This window comes from Pantoea sp. DY-15 (assembly GCF_019795935.1).
GTDB classification, from domain to species: domain Bacteria; phylum Pseudomonadota; class Gammaproteobacteria; order Enterobacterales; family Enterobacteriaceae; genus Pantoea; species Pantoea leporis.
This window is the reverse complement of the sequence record NZ_JAIMIF010000001.1, coordinates 553,575-573,762: the sequence shown is the minus strand read 5'-3', so window position 1 is coordinate 573,762 and position 20,188 is coordinate 553,575. Positions and strand designations below refer to the sequence as shown.

The 20,188-nt window shown below is 51.0% G+C and carries 15 protein-coding genes; 5 read left to right on the top strand and 10 right to left on the bottom strand.

Annotated elements, in window-relative coordinates; translation table 11 throughout:
• Window positions 1-10: 10 nt before the first annotated feature.
• The 8 genes from lpxK to serC all read right to left on the bottom strand — a co-directional run bounded on the left by lpxK (window position 11) and on the right by serC (window position 10,758).
• Entirely contained in the window at window positions 11-1,012 is a 1,002-nt protein-coding gene (gene lpxK, locus K5Y32_RS02760) for a tetraacyldisaccharide 4'-kinase (RefSeq protein ID WP_222181739.1), read from the bottom strand.
• Window positions 1,009-2,757, bottom strand: coding sequence for a lipid A ABC transporter ATP-binding protein/permease MsbA (msbA, locus tag K5Y32_RS02755; RefSeq protein WP_101760956.1), 1,749 nt, complete (start codon window positions 2,755-2,757; stop codon window positions 1,009-1,011). The genes lpxK and msbA overlap by 4 nt, the downstream gene beginning before the upstream one ends.
• Before the next feature lie 34 nt (window positions 2,758-2,791).
• On the bottom strand, window positions 2,792-5,050 hold the full coding sequence (locus K5Y32_RS02750) for a DNA internalization-related competence protein ComEC/Rec2 (RefSeq protein ID WP_222182873.1): 2,259 nt from the start codon (window positions 5,048-5,050) through the stop codon (window positions 2,792-2,794).
• 206 nt (window positions 5,051-5,256) lie between these two features.
• On the bottom strand, window positions 5,257-5,541 hold the full coding sequence (gene ihfB, locus K5Y32_RS02745; protein WP_003849360.1) for an integration host factor subunit beta: 285 nt from the start codon (window positions 5,539-5,541) through the stop codon (window positions 5,257-5,259).
• Window positions 5,542-5,627: 86 nt separating this feature from the next.
• Window positions 5,628-7,304: a 30S ribosomal protein S1 gene (gene rpsA / locus K5Y32_RS02740; RefSeq protein WP_052025984.1), complete on the bottom strand. Its 1,677-nt coding sequence runs from the start codon at window positions 7,302-7,304 to the stop codon at window positions 5,628-5,630.
• Window positions 7,305-7,425: 121 nt separating this feature from the next.
• Entirely contained in the window at window positions 7,426-8,106 is a 681-nt protein-coding gene (gene cmk / locus K5Y32_RS02735) for a (d)CMP kinase (RefSeq protein WP_222181738.1), read from the bottom strand.
• Window positions 8,107-8,304: 198 nt separating this feature from the next.
• A complete protein-coding gene (gene aroA, locus K5Y32_RS02730) occupies window positions 8,305-9,591 on the bottom strand; it encodes a 3-phosphoshikimate 1-carboxyvinyltransferase (RefSeq protein ID WP_222181737.1) in 1,287 nt (428 codons plus the stop codon).
• Between the two features lie 81 nt (window positions 9,592-9,672).
• Window positions 9,673-10,758 (bottom strand): 3-phosphoserine/phosphohydroxythreonine transaminase, encoded by a 1,086-nt coding sequence (gene serC, locus K5Y32_RS02725; protein ID WP_222181736.1) that lies wholly within the window; start codon window positions 10,756-10,758, stop codon window positions 9,673-9,675.
• Between the two features lie 310 nt (window positions 10,759-11,068).
• Between serC and ycaO the strand changes: the two genes are divergently transcribed.
• From ycaO to pflA, 4 genes are all read left to right on the top strand, one after another.
• Window positions 11,069-12,832, top strand: coding sequence for a 30S ribosomal protein S12 methylthiotransferase accessory factor YcaO (gene ycaO / locus K5Y32_RS02720; protein ID WP_222181735.1), 1,764 nt, complete (start codon window positions 11,069-11,071; stop codon window positions 12,830-12,832).
• Between the two features lie 356 nt (window positions 12,833-13,188).
• Window positions 13,189-14,049 (top strand): formate transporter FocA, encoded by an 861-nt coding sequence (gene focA, locus K5Y32_RS02715; RefSeq protein WP_222181734.1) that lies wholly within the window; start codon window positions 13,189-13,191, stop codon window positions 14,047-14,049.
• 69 nt (window positions 14,050-14,118) lie between these two features.
• Entirely contained in the window at window positions 14,119-16,401 is a 2,283-nt protein-coding gene (pflB, locus tag K5Y32_RS02710) for a formate C-acetyltransferase (protein ID WP_222181733.1), read from the top strand.
• A gap of 164 nt (window positions 16,402-16,565) precedes the next feature.
• Complete coding sequence (pflA, locus tag K5Y32_RS02705) at window positions 16,566-17,306, top strand: pyruvate formate lyase 1-activating protein (protein ID WP_101760963.1); 741 nt, start codon at window positions 16,566-16,568, stop codon at window positions 17,304-17,306.
• Between the two features lie 55 nt (window positions 17,307-17,361).
• Here pflA and K5Y32_RS02700 read toward each other — a convergent pair whose 3' ends face one another.
• Window positions 17,362-18,513: an MFS transporter gene (locus tag K5Y32_RS02700; RefSeq protein WP_101760964.1), complete on the bottom strand. Its 1,152-nt coding sequence runs from the start codon at window positions 18,511-18,513 to the stop codon at window positions 17,362-17,364.
• Here K5Y32_RS02700 and K5Y32_RS02695 point away from each other — a divergent pair.
• On the top strand, window positions 18,461-18,655 hold the full coding sequence (locus K5Y32_RS02695; RefSeq protein ID WP_222182954.1) for a hypothetical protein: 195 nt from the start codon (window positions 18,461-18,463) through the stop codon (window positions 18,653-18,655). The two genes, K5Y32_RS02700 and K5Y32_RS02695, sit on opposite strands and share 53 nt — an antisense overlap.
• A 171-nt stretch (window positions 18,656-18,826) precedes the next feature.
• Here K5Y32_RS02695 and serS read toward each other — a convergent pair whose 3' ends face one another.
• Complete coding sequence (serS, locus tag K5Y32_RS02690) at window positions 18,827-20,119, bottom strand: serine--tRNA ligase (protein ID WP_222181732.1); 1,293 nt, start codon at window positions 20,117-20,119, stop codon at window positions 18,827-18,829.
• Window positions 20,120-20,188 lie beyond the last annotated feature (69 nt).

The following is a 20,188-nucleotide window of genomic DNA, read 5'->3' as shown; positions in this document are numbered from 1 at the left end:
TTTTCGGTGGTTAGCGCGAACGGGCGTCGCGCGCGGTAGTGCAGAGATGGGTGATATCGTCTAACAAGGTTGCCACCGCTGCGCCTTGCAGATGCGCATCAACCGGCAGATACCACCAGTTTGGGCGAGCGAAGCTACGACATTTCACAGCATCTTTTTCCGTCATCAGCAAGCACTGATCTGCCTGAGTTAGACGACGCAATTCGTCTTCGCTGTAAGCGTGGTGATCGGCGAAGGCAATTTCAGCCACTGGCTTAATGCCTTGCTGTTTAAGCGTGTTGAAGAAGCGCGGTGGATGACCAATGCCGGCCATCGCGACAATTTCCGGCAATTGCGCTAACGCCACGCTTGCACCGTTGATCAGGTTGACCGCCAGACCGGGCTGCAATGACATCGCAATTTCGCCCGCCTGCGCATCGCCGCCGTTAACGATCACCCCATTTACGGTGCTAAGTCGTGAGGCGCGTTCACGCATCGGCCCAGCCGGTAACCACCAGCCATTGCCAAAACGACGCATTCCATCCACCACCACGATTTCGCGATCGCGCTGCAGCGCGTAATGCTGCAGGCCATCATCGGTGATAATCACATCCAGATCGTGCGCAGCGAGCAAGCCTTCTACCGCCAGACGCCGCTGTGGCGCAACGGCGACCGGCACCTGCGTGCGTTGAGCGATCAGCACAGGCTCATCGCCAGCCTGCGCCGTGGGCGTTTCAGCGGTAACCAGCAGCGGATAACGTTCAGCTTTTCCGCCGTAACCCCGCGACACCACGCCAGCACGTACTCCACGTTGTTGCAGCGCCTGCACCAACCAAATCACTACGGGCGTTTTACCATTCCCACCTGCGGTGAGGTTCCCCACCACAATCACAGGGCAAGGCGCGCGCCAACTTTTTCGCCAACCGCGCTGGAAGCTGAGGCGAATCAATAGGGTGATCGCCCCATAAAGCAGACTCAGTGGCCATAGCAGCAGCCATAACGGCGAGCGCCCGCTCCAGATGCGTTCGATCATTGACCGAACTGCAGTTTGTGAAGCTGCGCATAGGCGCCCTTCTGTTCAAGCAGCACGCTGTGAGTACCGCGTTCGACAATGCGACCATCTTCAACTACGACGATCTCATCGGCTTTCTCAATGGTCGACAGACGGTGCGCAATCACCAGTGAGGTGCGATTTTTCTGCAGCTCATCAAGTGCGGCCTGAATCGCCCGCTCAGATTCGGTATCGAGCGCTGATGTGGCTTCATCGAGAATCAAAATCGGGCAGTCGCGTAGTAACGCACGCGCAATCGCAATACGCTGACGCTGACCACCGGAAAGCAGCACGCCATTCTCACCTATCACGGTATCAAGGCCATTATCCATCTTCTGGATGAAGTCCATTGCATGCGCCATGGTCGCAGCCTGCTCGATTTGCTCGCGCGTGTATTGACCATTACGGGCATAAGAAATGTTGTTGGCGACGGTGTCGTTGAAGAGATGAACGTTCTGGGAAACCAATGCCACTTGATTACGCAGTGAACGCAGGGTGTATTCGCGCAGATCGTGGCCATCCAGCAGAATTTCACCGCTATCAATGTCGTAGAAGCGCGTCAGCAAGCTGGCCATAGTGGATTTACCAGAGCCAGAACGGCCGACCAGTGCAACGGTTTTACCGGCAGGCAGCGACAGGTTGATATCACGCAGCGCAGGAATTTCACGGCCTGGATAGGTAAAAGTCACGTTGCGGAATTCCACATCACCCTTAGCACGATCCATTTCACGCTTGCCGTTATCCACTTCCTGCTCACTGTCAAGAATCGAGAACAGCGTCTGACAAGCCGCCATACCACGCTGGAACTGCGCATTCACGTTGGTCAGTGACTTGAGCGGACGCATCAGGGCGATCATTGATGAGAACACCACGGTGATGGTACCGGCTGTCAGCGTTTCCATCACGCTTGGGAAACTGGCGGCATAAAGCACAAATGCCAGTGCCAGCGAGGCAATCAACTGGATTACCGGATCAGAGATTGAAGATGCTGACACCAGTTTCATGCCTTGTTGGCGCATCCTGTTACTGACCTGAGAAAAACGCTTGGCCTCCACTTCCTGGCCACCAAAGATCAGCACTTCTTTATGCCCTTTTAGCATCTGTTCGGCGCTGGTAGTGACCTGTCCCATGGTGTTCTGCATGTTCTTACTGATGCTGCGGAAACGTTTGGAAACAGTACGAATAGCAAAGGAGACGATCGGTGCCAGCACAATGAGAATCAAAGACAGCTGCCAGCTGTAATAGAACATCATGATGAACAGGCCAATGATTGAGGCCCCTTCACGCACCACCGTAACCAGTGCACTGGAAGAGGAAGAGGCCACCTGTTCAGAATCGTAGGTGATGCGTGACAGCAGCGTCCCCGTTGATTGCTGATCAAAGAAGGTTACCGGCATGCCCATCATATGGCCGAACAGGCGGCGACGCATGTTCATGACCACGTTGCCGGACACCCATGAGATGCAGTAACTGGAGATATAGCTGGTCACGCCACGTACCAGCATCAGGCCAATTACCACCAGCGGCATCCACAGCATTACGGATCTGTCTGCTTTACCGAAGCCATCATCCAGTAAAGGTTTCAACAGAGAGAGCATCAGGGTATCGCCTGCCGCATTGAGTATCAGCGCCACCGCTGACACATACAAGCCAGCCTTGTGGGGCGCAATCATCGGCCAGAGTCGACGGAATGTCTGCCACGTTGAGAGATCTTTATCTTGATGCATTATTTATTCACGCTGTTTGAAATAGCCGCTCATTCTACCTGGAATCGCGTTTGACGCCAAACCACTGATGGTACCATCGAGGCATTATTTGCTCTCTTAAGCCCTTAATTTGCCAATGACCTTGTCTGATACCCACATGAATCTGACCCGATTGTGCCGTGTCGTACCACATATAGCCTTGCTGACGATAGCGTTGCACCACGGCTGGCGCAGGCATACGCCAGGCGTTATACCGCGCCACCGAAGCAAATGCTGCTTTCCCAGCAACATTACGTAACAGTAATGCGCCTGATGAAGTCCGACTACCATGGTGCGGAACCTGCAAAATTGTCGTGTTCAGAGCCTCTTTTTCCAGCGCGACAATTTTTCTCTCGGCTTCTAACTCAATATCCCCGGTGAGTAACACGCTAAAGAGCCCGTCATCGACTCGCACCACACAGGAATCGTTATTTTGTCCCTGGGTCTGATTCTCCGGCGGCCACAAAGCGGTAAATTGCAATTTGCCCCACAGCCATCGCTGACCACGGAAGCATGGCAGGTGTCCGTCTTCCGCCAGGGCACTACGAATTGCTACCGCTGGATTAACTTTGAGCAATGAGTGTAGCCCACCACGGTGATCAAGATGCTTGTGGCTTAATATCAAAGAATGGAGGCTTCTGCCGTGATACTGCAACCATGGCAGAATGACGCGCGAACCGGCATCATCCTGTTTCCAACCCGGTCCAACGTCATACATCACCACTTCATTGCCCTGTGTAATGGCAATCGCCAGGCCATGCCCCACATCAATCATGTCGATTTGCCAGTCATCACGCTGTGAAGCGCTGCGCCAAAGGATGATTGCGAGTATCAGGCTAAAGCACGGCATCACACTGCGATAAATCAGCTTGCTGCGCCAGAGAACTAATCCTACCCACAGCAGCACGATAGCAGGTAACGTATCGCTCCATGCCCACCAGCCAGCGGGTAACCACTGCAGCAGGAGCATGACCTGGCTTATGGAAAGATCCGCCAGAGACCATAATCCCGTTGAAATCAGCGGCACTGGCAATAGCATTGCCAGCAATATCAGTGGCACCGTGACAAAAGACACAACCGGCACCGCGATCAGATTTGCTAATAACGCACTCAGGCTTATTCCCTGAAACAGGAAGATTTGTAGTGGAGCCATGAGGATCATCATTCCTAACTGCAGATGTAGCAATTGCAATAACAGCCATCGACGCTTTGCGCGAAAGCGATGTGGTAATGGAAACCATTGATACCAGGCAATCAGCATCGCGACCGCCAGTGCCGACAACCAAAAGCTTTCTGACAGCACAGTTAATGGATCCAGTACCAGCAAAGCGCCGATACATAACGTCCAGACTTGCCAGCCACTGAGCTGCCAACCGGCGCTGCGCATCCCTATCCATAATATGAGCGCGATCATCGCGCGCTGGGCCGGTGCATGACTGCCAGAAACCCACGTGTAAGTCGCTGCGGTCATAACACTAACCAGCAGCGGAAATAAATGACCAATCAAATGACCCGGCAAAATTACCTGGATAGCACGCGCCAACAGCCATCCAACGCTGGCAGCTAATGCAATATGCATTCCCGAGATTGCCATCAAGTGGGCAGTACCTGTTTCCCGCAGCAACTGTCGCTGCTCTTCAGTCATGTTGATACGTATACCAAACGCTAAAGCCTGCATAATTGCCGGTTGTTTGAGCGTATCGAATGCGGGTAGATGATGATTGATTAAACGCGTCCGCCAGTTGCAAGTAAGCGATTCCACCTGCTGACTGATGATGCGCCCTTGCAGCGGCGTGTGATTAGACAAGGCAAAGCGCTGCAGATCGAACTCGCCTTGATTTAATCTGCCGTGGACGGCACGCAGTCGCAGTTTCATCTGCCAGCGCTGACCGGCACAGTACGGTTGCTCCATCGAAGCATTATTGAGCGTGACAAAGAGAGGTGGAAACTGATAACGCTGACCGACACGCAAGATTTGCACGGTTAATTGCTGCTTCTGTTCACGAACTTCAGTCACCCGTACAATGGCTTCAATTGTGGCGGCAGTCAGATCCCCGATGGCATTGACCATCTGGCGGGCTTCAGTCAATGTCCAGGCCAACATTAAGAGAGCAATCCCTGCAAGCCGTAGCAACGTGATTGGCATCAACCCAAGCGCCACAGCGAATACAACCATGATGACTATTCCGTTGGCTGCGGGTATGTGCGGCAATATGCCCAACGGCAATGCCGAGGCAATCATCAATCTGGCCAGAACAATCCAGTTCATATGCATCATTACTCTCCCTCATTGGCGGAAGAGTGTGCCGAGAAAAGCAGGGATTTACTTCATTGAAAAGAGAGTGTGTCGCGATGGATTCCGAGACTTTTGCAGAGATTACATTGATGAGACTTCATTTTGGAGAGCAGGTCTCAATTCCGCATACTTTAAACAAAAAAAAACGACACCCTAAAGTGTCGTTTTTATCGTTCGGTAACGGCTTAGCCGTAGATGTTCGCACGGTCACGCAATTCTTTGCCCGGCTTAAAGTGGGGAACGTATTTACCTTCCAGATCCACTTTGTCGCCCGTTTTCGGGTTACGACCCGTACGCGGTGCACGGTAATGCAAAGAAAAGCTGCCGAATCCCCGGATTTCAATGCGCTCGCCCTGGGCCAACGTAGTGGCCATGTGCTCAAGCATCTCTTTGACCGCATCCTCAACGACTTTCGCCGGAATATGAGTATGCTGGCCAGCAAGTCTCTCAATTAGTTCTGACTTGGTCATGTAACCTCCGGTTAATCCTTATTTGGAAAGGTATGACAGCTTTTACCGAAACCGGACGATTTTCATCGTCCGGTGCCTTAGGTCGATTACTCGCCTTTAGCCGCTTTGAACGCTTCAGCCATCGCGCTAGAGAAGTTGCTGCCTTCATCCTGTTTGGTGTTAACAGTGTTGATAGCTTCTTTCTCATCAGCCTGGTCTTTAGCACGAACAGACAGGCTCACAACGCGGTTCTTACGGTCAACGCCGGTGAATTTAGCTTCAACGTCGTCACCAACACTCAGAACCAGAGTTGCGTCTTCGATGCGGTCCAGAGAAGCTTCAGAAGCGCGCAGGTAACCCTCTACGCCGTCAGCTAATTCTACTGTAGCACCTTTCGCGTCAACTGCAGTGACTTTACCAGTCACGATAGCGCCTTTCTTGTTCAGGGTGATGTAGTTGTTGAATGGATCTTCAGCCAACTGCTTCACGCCCAGAGAGATGCGCTCGCGCTCTGCATCAACCTGCAGTACAACGGCAGCGATTTCGTCGCCTTTTTTGTACTCACGAACGGCTTCTTCGCCAGTCGCGTTCCAGGAGATGTCAGACAGGTGAACCAGACCGTCGATGCCACCGTCCAGGCCGATGAAGATACCAAAGTCAGTGATTGACTTGATTTTACCTTCAACGCGATCGCCTTTGTTGTGGGTCTCAGCGAACAGCTGCCATGGGTTAGATTTGCACTGCTTCAGACCCAGGGAGATACGACGACGCTCTTCATCGATGTCCAGAACCATTACTTCAACCACATCGCCTACGTTTACAACTTTAGACGGATGGATGTTTTTGTTGGTCCAGTCCATTTCTGAAACGTGTACCAGACCTTCAACGCCTTCTTCGATTTCTACGAAGCAGCCGTAATCAGTCAGGTTGGTTACACGACCAGTCAGGCGAGTGCCTTCTGGATAGCGCTTAGCGATAGCAACCCAAGGATCTTCGCCCAGCTGTTTCAGGCCCAGAGATACACGGGTACGCTCGCGGTCGAACTTCAGCACTTTAACAGTGATTTCGTCGCCCACGTTGACGATTTCGCTCGGATGCTTAACGCGTTTCCAAGCCATATCGGTAATGTGCAGCAGGCCATCAACGCCGCCCAGATCCACGAATGCACCGTAGTCAGTGAGGTTCTTAACGATACCTTTAACTTCCATGCCTTCCTGCAGGTTTTCCAGCAGCTGATCGCGCTCAGCGCTGTTCTCAGATTCGATAACTGCACGGCGTGAAACCACGACGTTGTTACGTTTCTGATCAAGCTTGATTACTTTGAATTCAAGCTCTTTGCCTTCCAGGTGCAGAGTATCGCGAACCGGACGAACGTCTACCAGTGAACCTGGCAGGAACGCACGAATACCGTTCAGCTCAACTGTGAAGCCACCTTTAACTTTGCCGTTGATAACACCGGTAACAGTTTCAGCGTCTTCGTAAGCTTTTTCCAGCGTGATCCAAGCTTCGTGACGTTTAGCTTTCTCACGGGACAGCAGGGTTTCACCGAAGCCGTCTTCTACTGCGTCCAGCGCAACGTCAACTTCGTCGCCTACCTGGATTTCCAGTTCGCCGGCTGCGTTCTTGAACTGCTCTGCAGGAATTGCAGATTCAGATTTCAGACCCGCATCAACCAGAACTACGTCTTTGTCGATAGAGACAACAACGCCACGAACGATGGAACCCGGACGGGTTTCGATTTCTTTCAGGGACTCTTCAAAGAGTTGAGCAAAAGATTCAGTCATATTGATAATCTTAGGATTCTTCAATTTAACGTCCACCTGACTTCATTGTCGGATGGGGTTGTTTCACATGCCCTGCACCGGGTCCTTGGTACAGGGTTACAGCAATTCGGTTGCCGAAAGATTAAATGCCCAACTTACGCTTAGCATAATCAAGCGCCTTTTCAATCACTTGCTCAATCGACATACTGGTTGAATCCAGTACCAGAGCATCTGTGGCAGGCACTAAAGGGGCGATGGCACGATTACGATCGCGGTCGTCGCGTTCCCTTATCTCGGATAAAAGGCGATCAAAGTTAACATTAAAGCCTTTCTCCTGCAACTGTAGCATACGGCGATGCGCACGCTCTTCCGAGCTAGCGTCGAGGAATATTTTCACTGGCGCATCAGGGAAAACCACGGTTCCCATATCGCGTCCATCGGCGATTAAACCGGGCTCTTCGCGGAATGCACGTTGGCGTCGAAGCAATGCCTCACGCACCCGCGGGAAAGCGGCAACGCGCGATGCGGTGTTGCTGACTTCTTGCGTGCGGATTTCACCGGTGACATCTTCACCTTCAAGAATCACCTGCATTTCACCGTCAACCGATAAAAAACGCACATCAAGATGCGCAGCCATCGGTACTAATGCTTCCTCGGACTCAATATCCACCTGATGGTGAAGTGCGGCCAATGCTAAAACGCGATAAATAGCGCCAGAATCCAGTAAGTGCCACTGCAACGACTCCGCCATCGCTTTACATAAAGTCCCTTTACCCGCGCCACTTGGCCCATCGATGGTAATAACCGGGGCGATTGCCGTCATTGTTCTCTCCTGTTGCTGCGTGCTTATTGTCAGCCCTTCCAGGCTGCCTGGATTGCGCGGCATTATACGCTGCCTGCGTCGGGTTAGTTACCCTTTAGCGTAGACAGCGCTAGAAATATAGACAGATTCAGAAGAATTTCCGCCTGATAAGGCCAGCAGAGAGCAAAGAAACCCGGCGCAGTGCACCGGATTAGACGCTCAGGAAGTATGACTGATTTTCGCCAACTGCTGGAAATAGCTCGGGAAGGTTTTCGCAGTGCAGCCTGGATCAAGGATGGTTACCGGCGTATCGGACAGAGCCACCAGTGCGAAGCACATTGCCATACGGTGATCGTTGTAAGTACCGATGTCCGCATGTTGCAACTGAGCCGGGGGTGTGACACGAATAAAGTCTTGCCCTTCTTCTACTTCCGCCCCCACTTTGCGTAACTCAGTCGCCATCGCAGCAAGACGGTCGGTCTCTTTTACGCGCCAGTTATAGATGTTGCGCATCAACGTGGTGCCTTGAGCGAAAAGTGCAGTAGTTGCAATTGTCATTGCCGCATCGGGAATATGGTTCATATCCATATCGATTGCCGTCAGCGATCCGCGTGTGCAAGAGATATAGTCATCTCCCCACTCAATCACTGCGCCCATCTTTTCCAGCACATCAGCAAAACGGATGTCGCCCTGTACGCTGTTGCGGCCAATACCGGTTACACGTACGGTACCCCCTTTAATGGCAGCGGCAGCGAGGAAGTATGATGCAGAAGACGCATCACCTTCCACCAGATAATCGCCCGGAGACTGGTACTGTTGCTGCCCTTTAACCACAAAACGCTGATAGTCCTGATTATCAACATCCACACCAAAGCAGCGCATCAGGTGCAAGGTGATATCAATGTAAGGCTTAGAAACCAGATCGCCTTTTATGGTGATGATGGTGTCTTGCTGCGCCAGTGGCGCGGTCATTAGCAATGCCGTGAGGAACTGGCTGGATACACTGCCATCGACGCTGACTTCCCCACCAACAAAACCGCCATTAAGACGCACTGGCGGGTAATCGGTCTGTTCGAGATAGTCAATCTTTGCTCCGCCCTGACGCAGTGCATCAACCAGATGACCAATCGGACGCTCTTTCATGCGTGGCTCGCCAGTCAGAACGATTGACTGCTCGCCCAAACACAGCGCGGCAGCCAAAGGTCGCATCGCTGTACCTGCGTTACCGAGAAACAGCTCAAGCGGTTTTTCAGCATGTAAAGGGCCCGCGTTACCTACTACTTCGCATACGGTGCGATCGTCTGAGAGCGTATAGCTGACACCCAGCGCTTTGAGGGCATTCAGCATGTGCTTAACGTCATCGCTATCAAGCAAGTTAGTCAGGCGGGTGGTGCCCTTTGCCAGCGCGGCCAGCAAGAGTGCGCGGTTCGAGACGCTTTTTGAACCCGGTAAGTTTACCGTGCCGTCAACGCGAGCAATCGGTTGTAGAGTCAGGGAGTCCTGCATGTGAAACCAAATCTCCAGAAAATACGAGACCCCATCGTGTGACGGGGTCTGATACCAGACAAGCTGGCATGAAAAAAGCAATTAGCCGTGGCGACGTTCGAAGTCGACCATGAACTCAGTGAGCGTTCTAACCCCTTCCAGCGGCATCGCATTGTAGATCGATGCACGCATACCGCCAACCACGCGATGGCCTTTCAATGCGTGCAGCCCAGCCTTGAGTGACTCTTCCAGGAACACTTTGTCCAATGAAGAATCGGCTAACTGGAATGGCACGTTCATACGTGAACGGTTTTCGCTTGCGACATCGTTGCGATAAAACGCACTGTTATCAATCACGCCATACAATAAGTCGGCTTTTGCCTGATTCAGCTTGTCCATCTCAGCCACGCCGCCCTTCTCTTTCAGCCATTTGAATACCAGGCCAGAGAGATACCATGCGAAAGTCGGCGGGGTGTTAAACATCGATTCGTTTTCGGCCAGCACCTTGTAATCAAGGATAGAAGGCACATAACGTTGTGCTTTGCCTAGCAGATCTTCGCGCACAACCACTAAGGTTAAGCCCGCCGGGCCAATATTTTTTTGCGCGCCAGCGTAGATCACGCCATAGCGACTCACATCGATTGGACGAGACAGAATAGTAGAAGAGAGATCGGCAACTACGACTTTATCGCCAAAATCCGGCTCTTCATCGATAGCAATACCATCAATCGTTTCGTTCGGGCAGAAATGGACATAAGCCGCATCATCATTTAACTGCCATTCACGCATTGGTAATAAAGCACGCTTACCATCACGCGTAGTTTTGATATCAATGGTATTTGGCGAGCAGAATTTCTCAGCTTCTTTAATTGCGCTGTGAGCCCAGTAACCGCCGTCAATATAATCCGCGGTTTTTGCATCACCCAGCAAGTTACCGGGAATGGCCGCGAACTGCGCACGCGCACCGCCATGGCAGAATAAAACTTTGTAGTTGGCTGGGATTTTCAGCAGATCGCGAAAATCTTGTTCTGCCGCTTCTGCAACAGCAATAAACTCTTTACTGCGGTGACTGATCTCCATCACCGAGGTGCCTAATCCGTGCCAGTTTGTCAGTTCTTGTTCTGCGCGACGGAGCACTTCTACCGGCAGCATAGCCGGGCCAGAGCTAAAATTATAAACCTGAGTCATTTCCCCTCACCACTGTCATATCGAACGGTTATGAATACCCAACCGGTTTTATCATTGCCTCCAGATGGCTGCAATCATTAATCCGGCAGCGATCACATTTCCAGAGCCAGCTTCACCGCAGCTTATGTCATAAATGCATTAAGCCATGGAATTTTGTGAGGTTGTTCCAGAAAGAAAAATCGGCAAGCGGAATGGCGTAACAACCTTAACCAGTCTGAGACAAATTTGGCTGACTGAATAGCGAAGCACGCATAAAACCCGTATTATTGCGCGCTTTACGCCCACCCCATTGACTTAAGAGAGCGCCACCATGACGCAAACGTTTATCCCCGGAAAAGACGCCGCACTGGAAGATTCCATTGCTCGCTTTCAGCAGAAACTGCAAGACCTTGGTTTCAACATTGAAGAAGCTTCCTGGCTGAATCCGGTGCCACACGTCTGGTCAGTACACATTCGCGATCGCGACTGCCCGCTGTGCTTTACAAATGGCAAAGGTGCTAGCAAAAAAGCCGCTCTGGCTTCAGCGCTGGGCGAATATTTTGAGCGCCTCTCTACTAACTATTTCTTCGCCGATTTCTGGTTGGGTGAATCCATCGCTAATGGTGATTTTGTTCACTATCCGAATGAAAAATGGTTCCCGCTCACTGAGGACGACAGCCTGCCAGAAGGCATTTTGGATGCGCGCCTGCGCAAGTTCTATGATCCTGATGAGAGCCTGGGTGCTTCTGAGCTGATTGATCTGCAATCCGGCAATGACGAGCGTGGAATTTGTGGCCTGCCATTTATCCGTCAATCTGACCAGCAAACAGTGTATATCCCGATGAACATCATCGGTAATCTGTACGTTTCGAATGGTATGTCTGCCGGTAACACCGCGAACGAAGCGCGTGTACAGGGTCTTTCTGAAGTGTTTGAGCGTCATATTAAGAATCGCATCATCGCCGAATCCATCAGCCTGCCAGAAATTCCAGCAGAGGTGATGCAGCGTTATCCTGGCGTAATTGAAGCAATTGAACGTCTGGAAGCAGAAGGTTTCCCAATCTTCTCATACGATGCGTCACTCGGCGGCAAATACCCGGTTATCTGCGTTGTGCTGTTCAATCCAGCAAATGGTACCTGCTTCGCTTCGTTTGGCGCACATCCGGACTTTGGCGTCGCACTTGAGCGAACCGTTACTGAACTGCTGCAGGGCCGTGGTCTGAAAGATCTCGACGTGTTCACACCGCCGACGTTCGATGATGAAGAGGTAGCGGAACACGCTAACCTGGAAACGCATTTCATCGATTCAAGCGGTCTGATTTCATGGGATATGTTTAAAGACGATGCCGATTATCCTTTCGTCGACTGGAGCTTTGCGGGTACCACTCACGAAGAGTTTGATACGCTAATGGCGATCTTCCGTGCGGAAGATAAAGAAGTCTATATCGCTGACTATGAACATCTGAGTGTTTACGCTTGCCGCATTATCGTGCCGGGCATGTCTGATATTTATCCAGCAGAAGATCTGCTGCTGGCAAATAACAGCATGGGCGCACCACTGCGCAAAACCCTGCTGGCGCTGCCAGACAGCCAATGGGAACCCGAAGCCTATCTCGAGCTGATTGTGCAACTGGATGAGGAAGGTCATGATGACTTTACTCGCGTGCGCGAGCTGCTGGGTCTGGCATCAGGCAAAGATAATGGCTGGTACACGCTACGTATTGGCGAGCTGAAAGCCATGCTGGCGCTGGCCGGCGGCGACCTGGATCAGGCTCTGATCTGGACTGAATGGACGATGGAGTTTAATCAGTCCATCTTTAGTGAAGAGCGCGCAAACTACTACCGCTGTCTGCAAACCTTGCTGCTGCTGGCAATGGAAGAGGAACGCGATCCGCTACAATATCATCGCGCCTTTATTCGTATGTACGGCCAGGCTGCTGTTGAGGCTGCTTCAGCGGCAATCAGTGGCGAAGCGCCCTTCTATGGATTGCAAGCGGTCGATCTGGATCTGAAAGCTTTCCCTGCGCATCAATCATTACTCGCTGCCTATGAAAAGCTGCAGACAGCTAAACGTCGTTATTGGTCACAAAAATAGCCTTAACGCTTAAATTTCCATTTATAGAAATTAGGGTATTGGTCAATGGCACTGAAAAAATCAGTGCCATTTTTTTATATTGATCATATAAAGAGATTTAAGTGCATTATTAAATAACAATTCAGCTTTAATCGTTAATGATATTTAACAAAATCTAGTCTTGCCCGCAGCCACCTTCAACTTATTTTGCATAAATTAAAAATTATTTATTACAATAAATTCAATAATTTAAGCAGCACTCAGACGCATTTACGCTTCGCTTATCAGCGACCTTCCGGTCAAATATGATCCACATCAATTTCTGACCTATACTCCTTTGTTAATATCTTTACAGGCAATTTTTGGAGAGCGTTAGTGTGAAAGCTGACAACCCTTTTAATTCATTATTACCGGCGGCAATGGCGAAAGTTGCAGAAGAAGCCGGCATATATAAAGCTACTAAACGTCCTTTAACCACCTTCTTCCTTGCCATCACTGCTGGCGTATTTATCTCAATCGCATTTGTCTTCTATATCACTGCGACCACCGGAAGTGGAGCAATGCCCTACGGCATAGCAAAACTGATCGGCGGTATCTGTTTCTCGCTCGGTTTAATGTTAGTCGTGGTGTGCGGTGCTGACCTGTTCACCTCAACTGTTTTGATCGTGGTGGCAAAAGCCAGCGGCCGTATCACCTGGCTGCAACTCGGTCGACACTGGTTGACGGTCTATATCGGTAACCTGTTTGGTGCGCTGTTCTTTGTCGCGCTGATCTGGTTAGCCGGTGAACACATGGTGGCGAATGGTGCCTGGGGTTTGAATGTCCTGCAAACCGCTGACCATAAAATGCATCACACCTTTATTGAAGCAGTGAGTCTCGGCACGCTCGCCAACCTGATGGTTTGCCTGGCGGTATGGATGAGTTATTCCGGCCGCAGTCTGATGGACAAAATGTTTGCGATGATCCTACCGGTGGCGATGTTTGTTGCCTGCGGTTTTGAACATAGTATTGCCAACATGTTCCTTATCCCGATGGCCATCGTTATCCGTGATTTTTCCAGCCCGGAATTCTGGCAAATGGCTGGTGCAAGCGCAGCACAGTTCCCATCACTAAGCGTTAGTGACTTTATTGTTAACAACCTGATTCCCGTGACCATCGGCAACATTATTGGCGGCGGATTATTAGTCGGTTTGACCTACTGGGTAATCTATCTGCGTGGCGATGAGCAGGTGCATTAATGAATTGGTACGGGCGTGCTGAGTCAGCGCGCCATACGTCAAAGTCTCCCTAAATAAGGCAGGTATATCATGTCCGAACTGAATGAAAAAATGGCGTCAGCCTGGGAAGGATTTAGCGCCGGCGAATGGCAGAACAGCGTCAACGTCCGTGACTTTATCCAGAAAAACTACACACCGTATGAAGGCGACGAATCCTTCCTCACTGGCGCGACGCCGGCCACAACTAAGCTGTGGGACAGTGTACTTGAAGGCATCAAAATCGAGAACCGCACCCACGCGCCGGTAGATTTTGACACCGATCTGGCTTCAACCATCACCTCTCATGATGCCGGCTACATCAGCAAATCGCTGGAAAAAATCGTTGGCCTGCAAACTGAAGCACCTTTGAAACGTGCCATCATCCCGTTTGGCGGCATCAAAATGGTTGAGGGTTCTTGCAAGGTTTATGGCCGCGAACTTGATCCCGCGCTGAAAAAAGTCTTCACTGATTACCGCAAAACCCATAACCAGGGCGTGTTCGATGTTTACACCCCTGACATCATGCGCTGCCGTAAATCAGGCGTGTTGACGGGTTTACCGGATGCCTATGGCCGCGGTCGTATCATCGGTGACTATCGCCGCGTTGCGCTGTACGGCATCGATTTTCTGATGAAAGACAAAGTTGCGCAGTTCAATTCTCTGCAGAGCGATATGGAGAATGGCGTTGACCTCGAAGCCACCATTCGCCTGCGTGAAGAGATCTCTGAACAGCACCGCGCACTGGGTCAGATCAAAGAGATGGCTGCGAAGTATGGTTCAGATATCTCGCTGCCCGCTACCAATGCTCAAGAAGCCGTTCAGTGGACTTACTATGGCTATCTCGCGGCGGTGAAATCTCAGAACGGTGCGGCAATGTCCTTTGGTCGCGTATCCACCTTCCTTGATGTGTATATCGAGCGCGATATTCAGGCCGGAAAACTGACTGAAGAAGAAGCACAGGAACTGATTGACCATCTGGTGATGAAACTGCGTATGGTGCGCTTCCTGCGTACGCCTGAATACGATGAGCTGTTCTCCGGTGACCCAATCTGGGCAACAGAATCACTGGCGGGTATGGGCGTCGATGGTCGTACTCTGGTGACTAAAAGCACCTTCCGTTTCCTGAATACGCTTTACACCATGGGGCCATCTCCGGAGCCAAATATGACCATCCTGTGGTCAGAAAAACTGCCGGTTAACTTTAAGAAATACGCCGCAAAAGTGTCTATCGATACATCCTCATTGCAGTATGAGAATGATGACCTGATGCGTCCTGACTTCGACAACGATGACTATGCTATCGCCTGCTGCGTTAGCCCAATGATTGTCGGTAAGCAGATGCAGTTCTTCGGTGCGCGTGCCAACCTGGCAAAAACCCTGCTGTACGCAATCAACGGTGGCGTTGATGAAAAACTGAAAATGCAGGTGGGTCCGAAAGAAGCACCAATCACTGACGAGATTCTTGATTACGACATCGTGATGGAGCGCCTGGATCACTTCATGGATTGGCTGGCTAAGCAGTACGTCACCTCCCTGAATATCATTCACTACATGCACGATAAGTACAGCTACGAAGCTTCACTGATGGCGCTGCACGATCGTGATGTTTATCGCACCATGGCCTGTGGTATCGCGGGTCTGTCTGTTGCGGCTGACTCACTTTCTGCCATCAAATACGCCAAAGTGAAAACCATCCGTGATGAAGATGGTCTAGCGGTAGACTTTGAAATTGAAGGCGAATATCCGCAATTTGGTAATAACGACTCTCGCGTTGATGACATGGCGTGCGATTTGGTTGAACGTTTCATGAAGAAAATTCAGAAACTGCAAACCTACCGTAACGCGGTGCCAACTCAGTCAGTGCTGACCATCACTTCTAACGTGGTTTACGGTAAGAAAACCGGTAATACGCCAGACGGACGTCGTGCGGGTGCGCCATTCGGTCCGGGTGCTAACCCAATGCACGGCCGTGATCAGAAAGGTGCGGTGGCTTCACTGACCTCCGTCGCGAAACTGCCCTTTGCTTACGCGAAAGACGGCATCTCTTATACTTTCTCCATCGTGCCAAATGCGCTGGGTAAAGATGATAACGTGCGTAAAACCAATCTTGCTGGCCTGATGGATGGATATTTCCACCATGAAGCCAATATTGAGGGCGGTCAGCATCTGAACGTTAACGTGATGAACCGTGAGATGTTGCTGGATGCGATGGAACATCCTGAGAAGTATCCGCAGCTGACCATTCGCGTATCCGGTTATGCTGTGCGCTTCAACTCGCTCACCAAAGAGCAGCAGAAAGATGTAATTACCCGTACGTTCACTCAGTCGCTGTAATCGTAGTTCACTGAGATTGAAAGGCTCCTGCGGGAGCCTTTTCTCCACAAGTCCGTTTTGCCAGTTTGCTGGTGCTGGCGACCTGGCAAAATCGACTTTCACTTTTAGAGCACAACATAGATTGTGCTGCCTGATATTCAGGCCCACCTGGAGAACTCATCGCAATGTCAACCATCGGTCGTATCCACTCCTTTGAATCCTGCGGCACCGTTGACGGCCCAGGCATCCGCTTCATTACCTTTTTTCAGGGCTGCCTCATGCGCTGCTTGTATTGCCATAACCGCGATACATGGGACACGCATGGCGGTAAAGAAGTTACCGTTGAAGAGTTGATGAAGGATGCGCTCTCATATCGTCACTTCATGAATGCATCTGGCGGTGGCGTGACGGCGTCGGGTGGCGAAGCGATCTTACAAGCGGAGTTCGTGCGTGACTGGTTCCGCGCTTGCCAGGCAGAAGGCATTCATACCTGTCTCGACACTAACGGCTTTGTTCGTCGCTACGATCCGGTGATCGATGAATTGCTTGATGCCACTGATTTGGTAATGCTCGATTTAAAACAGATTAACGATGATGTGCATCAGATTCTGGTGGGCGTTTCCAATCATCGTACGCTGGACTTTGCGCGCTATCTGCAGAAGAGAGGCAAACGCACCTGGATCCGCTTTGTAGTGGTGCCTGGTTACTCCGATGATGATGACTCCGTTCATCGCTTGGGTGAGTTTACCAAAGATATGGATAACATAGAGAAGATCGAATTGCTGCCTTACCACGAGTTAGGCAAACACAAATGGATCGCCATGGGCGAAGAGTACAAGCTGGATGGTGTTAAGCCGCCGAGCAAGGAAACCATGGAGCGAGTGAAGAATATCCTCGCCAGCTACGGCCATGAAGTGATGTATTAACCGCAAACAAAAGGGGAACCACCGGCTCCCCTTTTTACTATTTCATAGGAATGCGTTAAGCATGTGCGACAGGAGTAGCCTGATGATCGGCTTTGCGCAGTAACATCACCAGATAAACCAGTGCAACTGCAGCAATCATCACAAACAGCAGGCGGTCAGAGTAATTCTGCATCAGCATTGACGTCATTCCCGGCCCCACCAAACTGCCCACGGTATAGCTAAACAGTAACGCCTGATTCATTGCCACTAACTCATGATGCGCGACGGTTTCGCACGCCCAGGACATCGCCACCGGATAAAGTGTAAAACCCGCAAGACCCAGCACAAACAGCGCTGGCGCCATCGCAGTATCACCTAACATAGCAATCGCACCCAGGATAACCACAAACACTTGCACACGCAGCACCATCAGGCGACCAAAGCGATCGGCTAAACGTCCTACCGGCCACTGACCGACAATGCCGGAGCTGACCAGTAACGCCATCCAGTAACCGACGTTTGCATCACTCATGCCCTGATGTGACAGATACAACGGCATCAAGCCATAAAGTGAGCCGAGAACGATACCGGAAATAATGCAGCCATTGATGCCGAGACGAGAACTACGACGACGCAACATAACCCAAAGGCGCCCCGTTGAAGCTTCTTCTGTCGCAGCGCTGGTATTGACATGCACAAATACTACCGGCAATACCGCACAGATAATCAGTGCAGTCACCCATGGAATCACGTGGAGCAGTTCGGTTGACACGCGGCTCACCAGCAACTGGCCTGCAACAGTGCCGAGGTAATAGATGATCATATAAGCCGCCAGCAACTGACCGCGATTACGCACGGTACCGCTGCATAACAAGGCACTCTCAACCACCACCCATATCAGTGCACAACCGACACCTGCGGTAAAGCGCAGTAATGTCCAGCTATAGAAACCATCCAGTATCACCATGCCCATAGTCGCTACGGCAAAAAGCACGCTGGCGAGGTAAAAACAGCGATTAAAACCATAACGAGTAATCAACCAGCCCGCGAGCAAGGTGCCCAGCAAGTTACCGGTGTAATACGATGAGCTAGCCATTCCCACTTGCCAGGTTGGCAATTGATCATGGGTAAGCCAGAGCGGTACCAGCGTATTAAGCACAGCGATAGACACCGTCATGAGCATTAAGCCGCAAAGCAGCAAAACGACGGGGCGCGACCAGGTTGACATAGGGAATAAAACCAAAAGAAATGAAGATAATTGCGCGCAGTTTGCCATCCGCTATCTTAAAGTCAATGTGCAAAAATTCGTCGCCGCACGATTTGCTGCGGAACAATTTATTTTTTTTATCTTCAGAGAGTTAGAGGCATAAGGAGGGATACAAGTCTGGCATCTATCTATTTGAATTTACGATTTTTAATGGTTAATAGCCATTTATTGTCGATAACGTTTATTTCTTATTAATTCCGACTAAAAAATAATTATTTTGCAGCTTAAAAAACAAAAAACCCGGCATTGCCGGGCTTATATAATTGCGCGTTGATTAGCCAACGAATTCCAGTCCGCCCATATAAGGACGTAGTACTTCTGGCACTTCAATGCGGCCATCTGCTTGCTGATAGTTTTCAAGCACAGCCACCAGAGTACGCCCCACTGCCAGACCAGAACCGTTCAGCGTGTGCACCAAACGCGGTTTCTTGTCGGTTTTGCTACGGCAGCGCGCCTGCATACGACGAGCCTGGAAATCACCCATGTTGGAGCAAGAGGAGATTTCACGATAGGTGTCCTGTGCTGGCAGCCAAACTTCCAGGTCGTAGGTCTTGGAAGAGCCAAAGCCCATATCGCCGGTACAAAGCAGCACTTTACGGTATGGCAGATTGAGCAACTGAAGCACTTTCTCAGCATGGCCCACCAACTCTTCCAGTGCATCCATGGAGGTTTCAGGCGCCACAATCTGCACCATTTCCACTTTATCGAACTGGTGCATACGGATTAAACCACGCGTATCGCGCCCGTACGAACCGGCTTCAGAACGGAAGCATGGCGTGTGCGCAGCAAGTTTGAGCGGCAAAGATTCTTCTTCAACGATCTCATCACGCACCAGATTGGTCAGCGGCACTTCAGCGGTAGGGATCAGCGCATAGTTGCTGCTACCCGCTTCTTCGCCCAGCGGCTTGGTATGGAACAAATCTTCACCAAACTTCGGCAGCTGTCCGGTGCCATACAACGTTTCCTGATTCACCAGATACGGAACATAGGTTTCAAGATAACCGTGCTGCTGCGTATGCAGATCAAGCATAAACTGGCTAAGCGCACGGTGCAGACGCGCAATCTGGCCCTGCATCACAATGAAACGTGAACCCGTCAATTTCACCGCGGCGGCAAAGTCCAGACCTTTGGCGGCTTCACCCAGCTCAACATGATCTTTCACCGAGAAATCGAACTGGCGCGGCTGGCCCCAGCGGCTGACTTCCTGATTCTCGCTGTCATCTTTACCCAACGGGACTTCGTCAACCGGGAGGTTTGGCAATGCGAGGGCAAAGTCACGAATTTCGTTCTGCAGGGCATCCAGTTCTGCTTTAGCCGCATCCAGGCGTTCGCCCAGCGCGTTCACTTCCTGACGCAGCGGCTCGATGTCTTCCCCACGTGCTTTGGCCTGACCGATGGATTTGGATCGGGAATTACGCTCAGCCTGCAGATTTTCAGTTTCTACCTGCAAGACTTTACGACGCTCTTCAAGCAAACGTAAGGTTTCCACATCCAGTTTAAATCCTCGGCGTGCCAGTTTTTCTGCGACTGCGTCTGGCTCGTTACGCAGCAGGTTGGGATCGAGCATGCTAATCCTGTGTAATAAAAGGTTGATTGAACGAATGGCGGGACTTGCATCCCTATGGAATGCAATGAA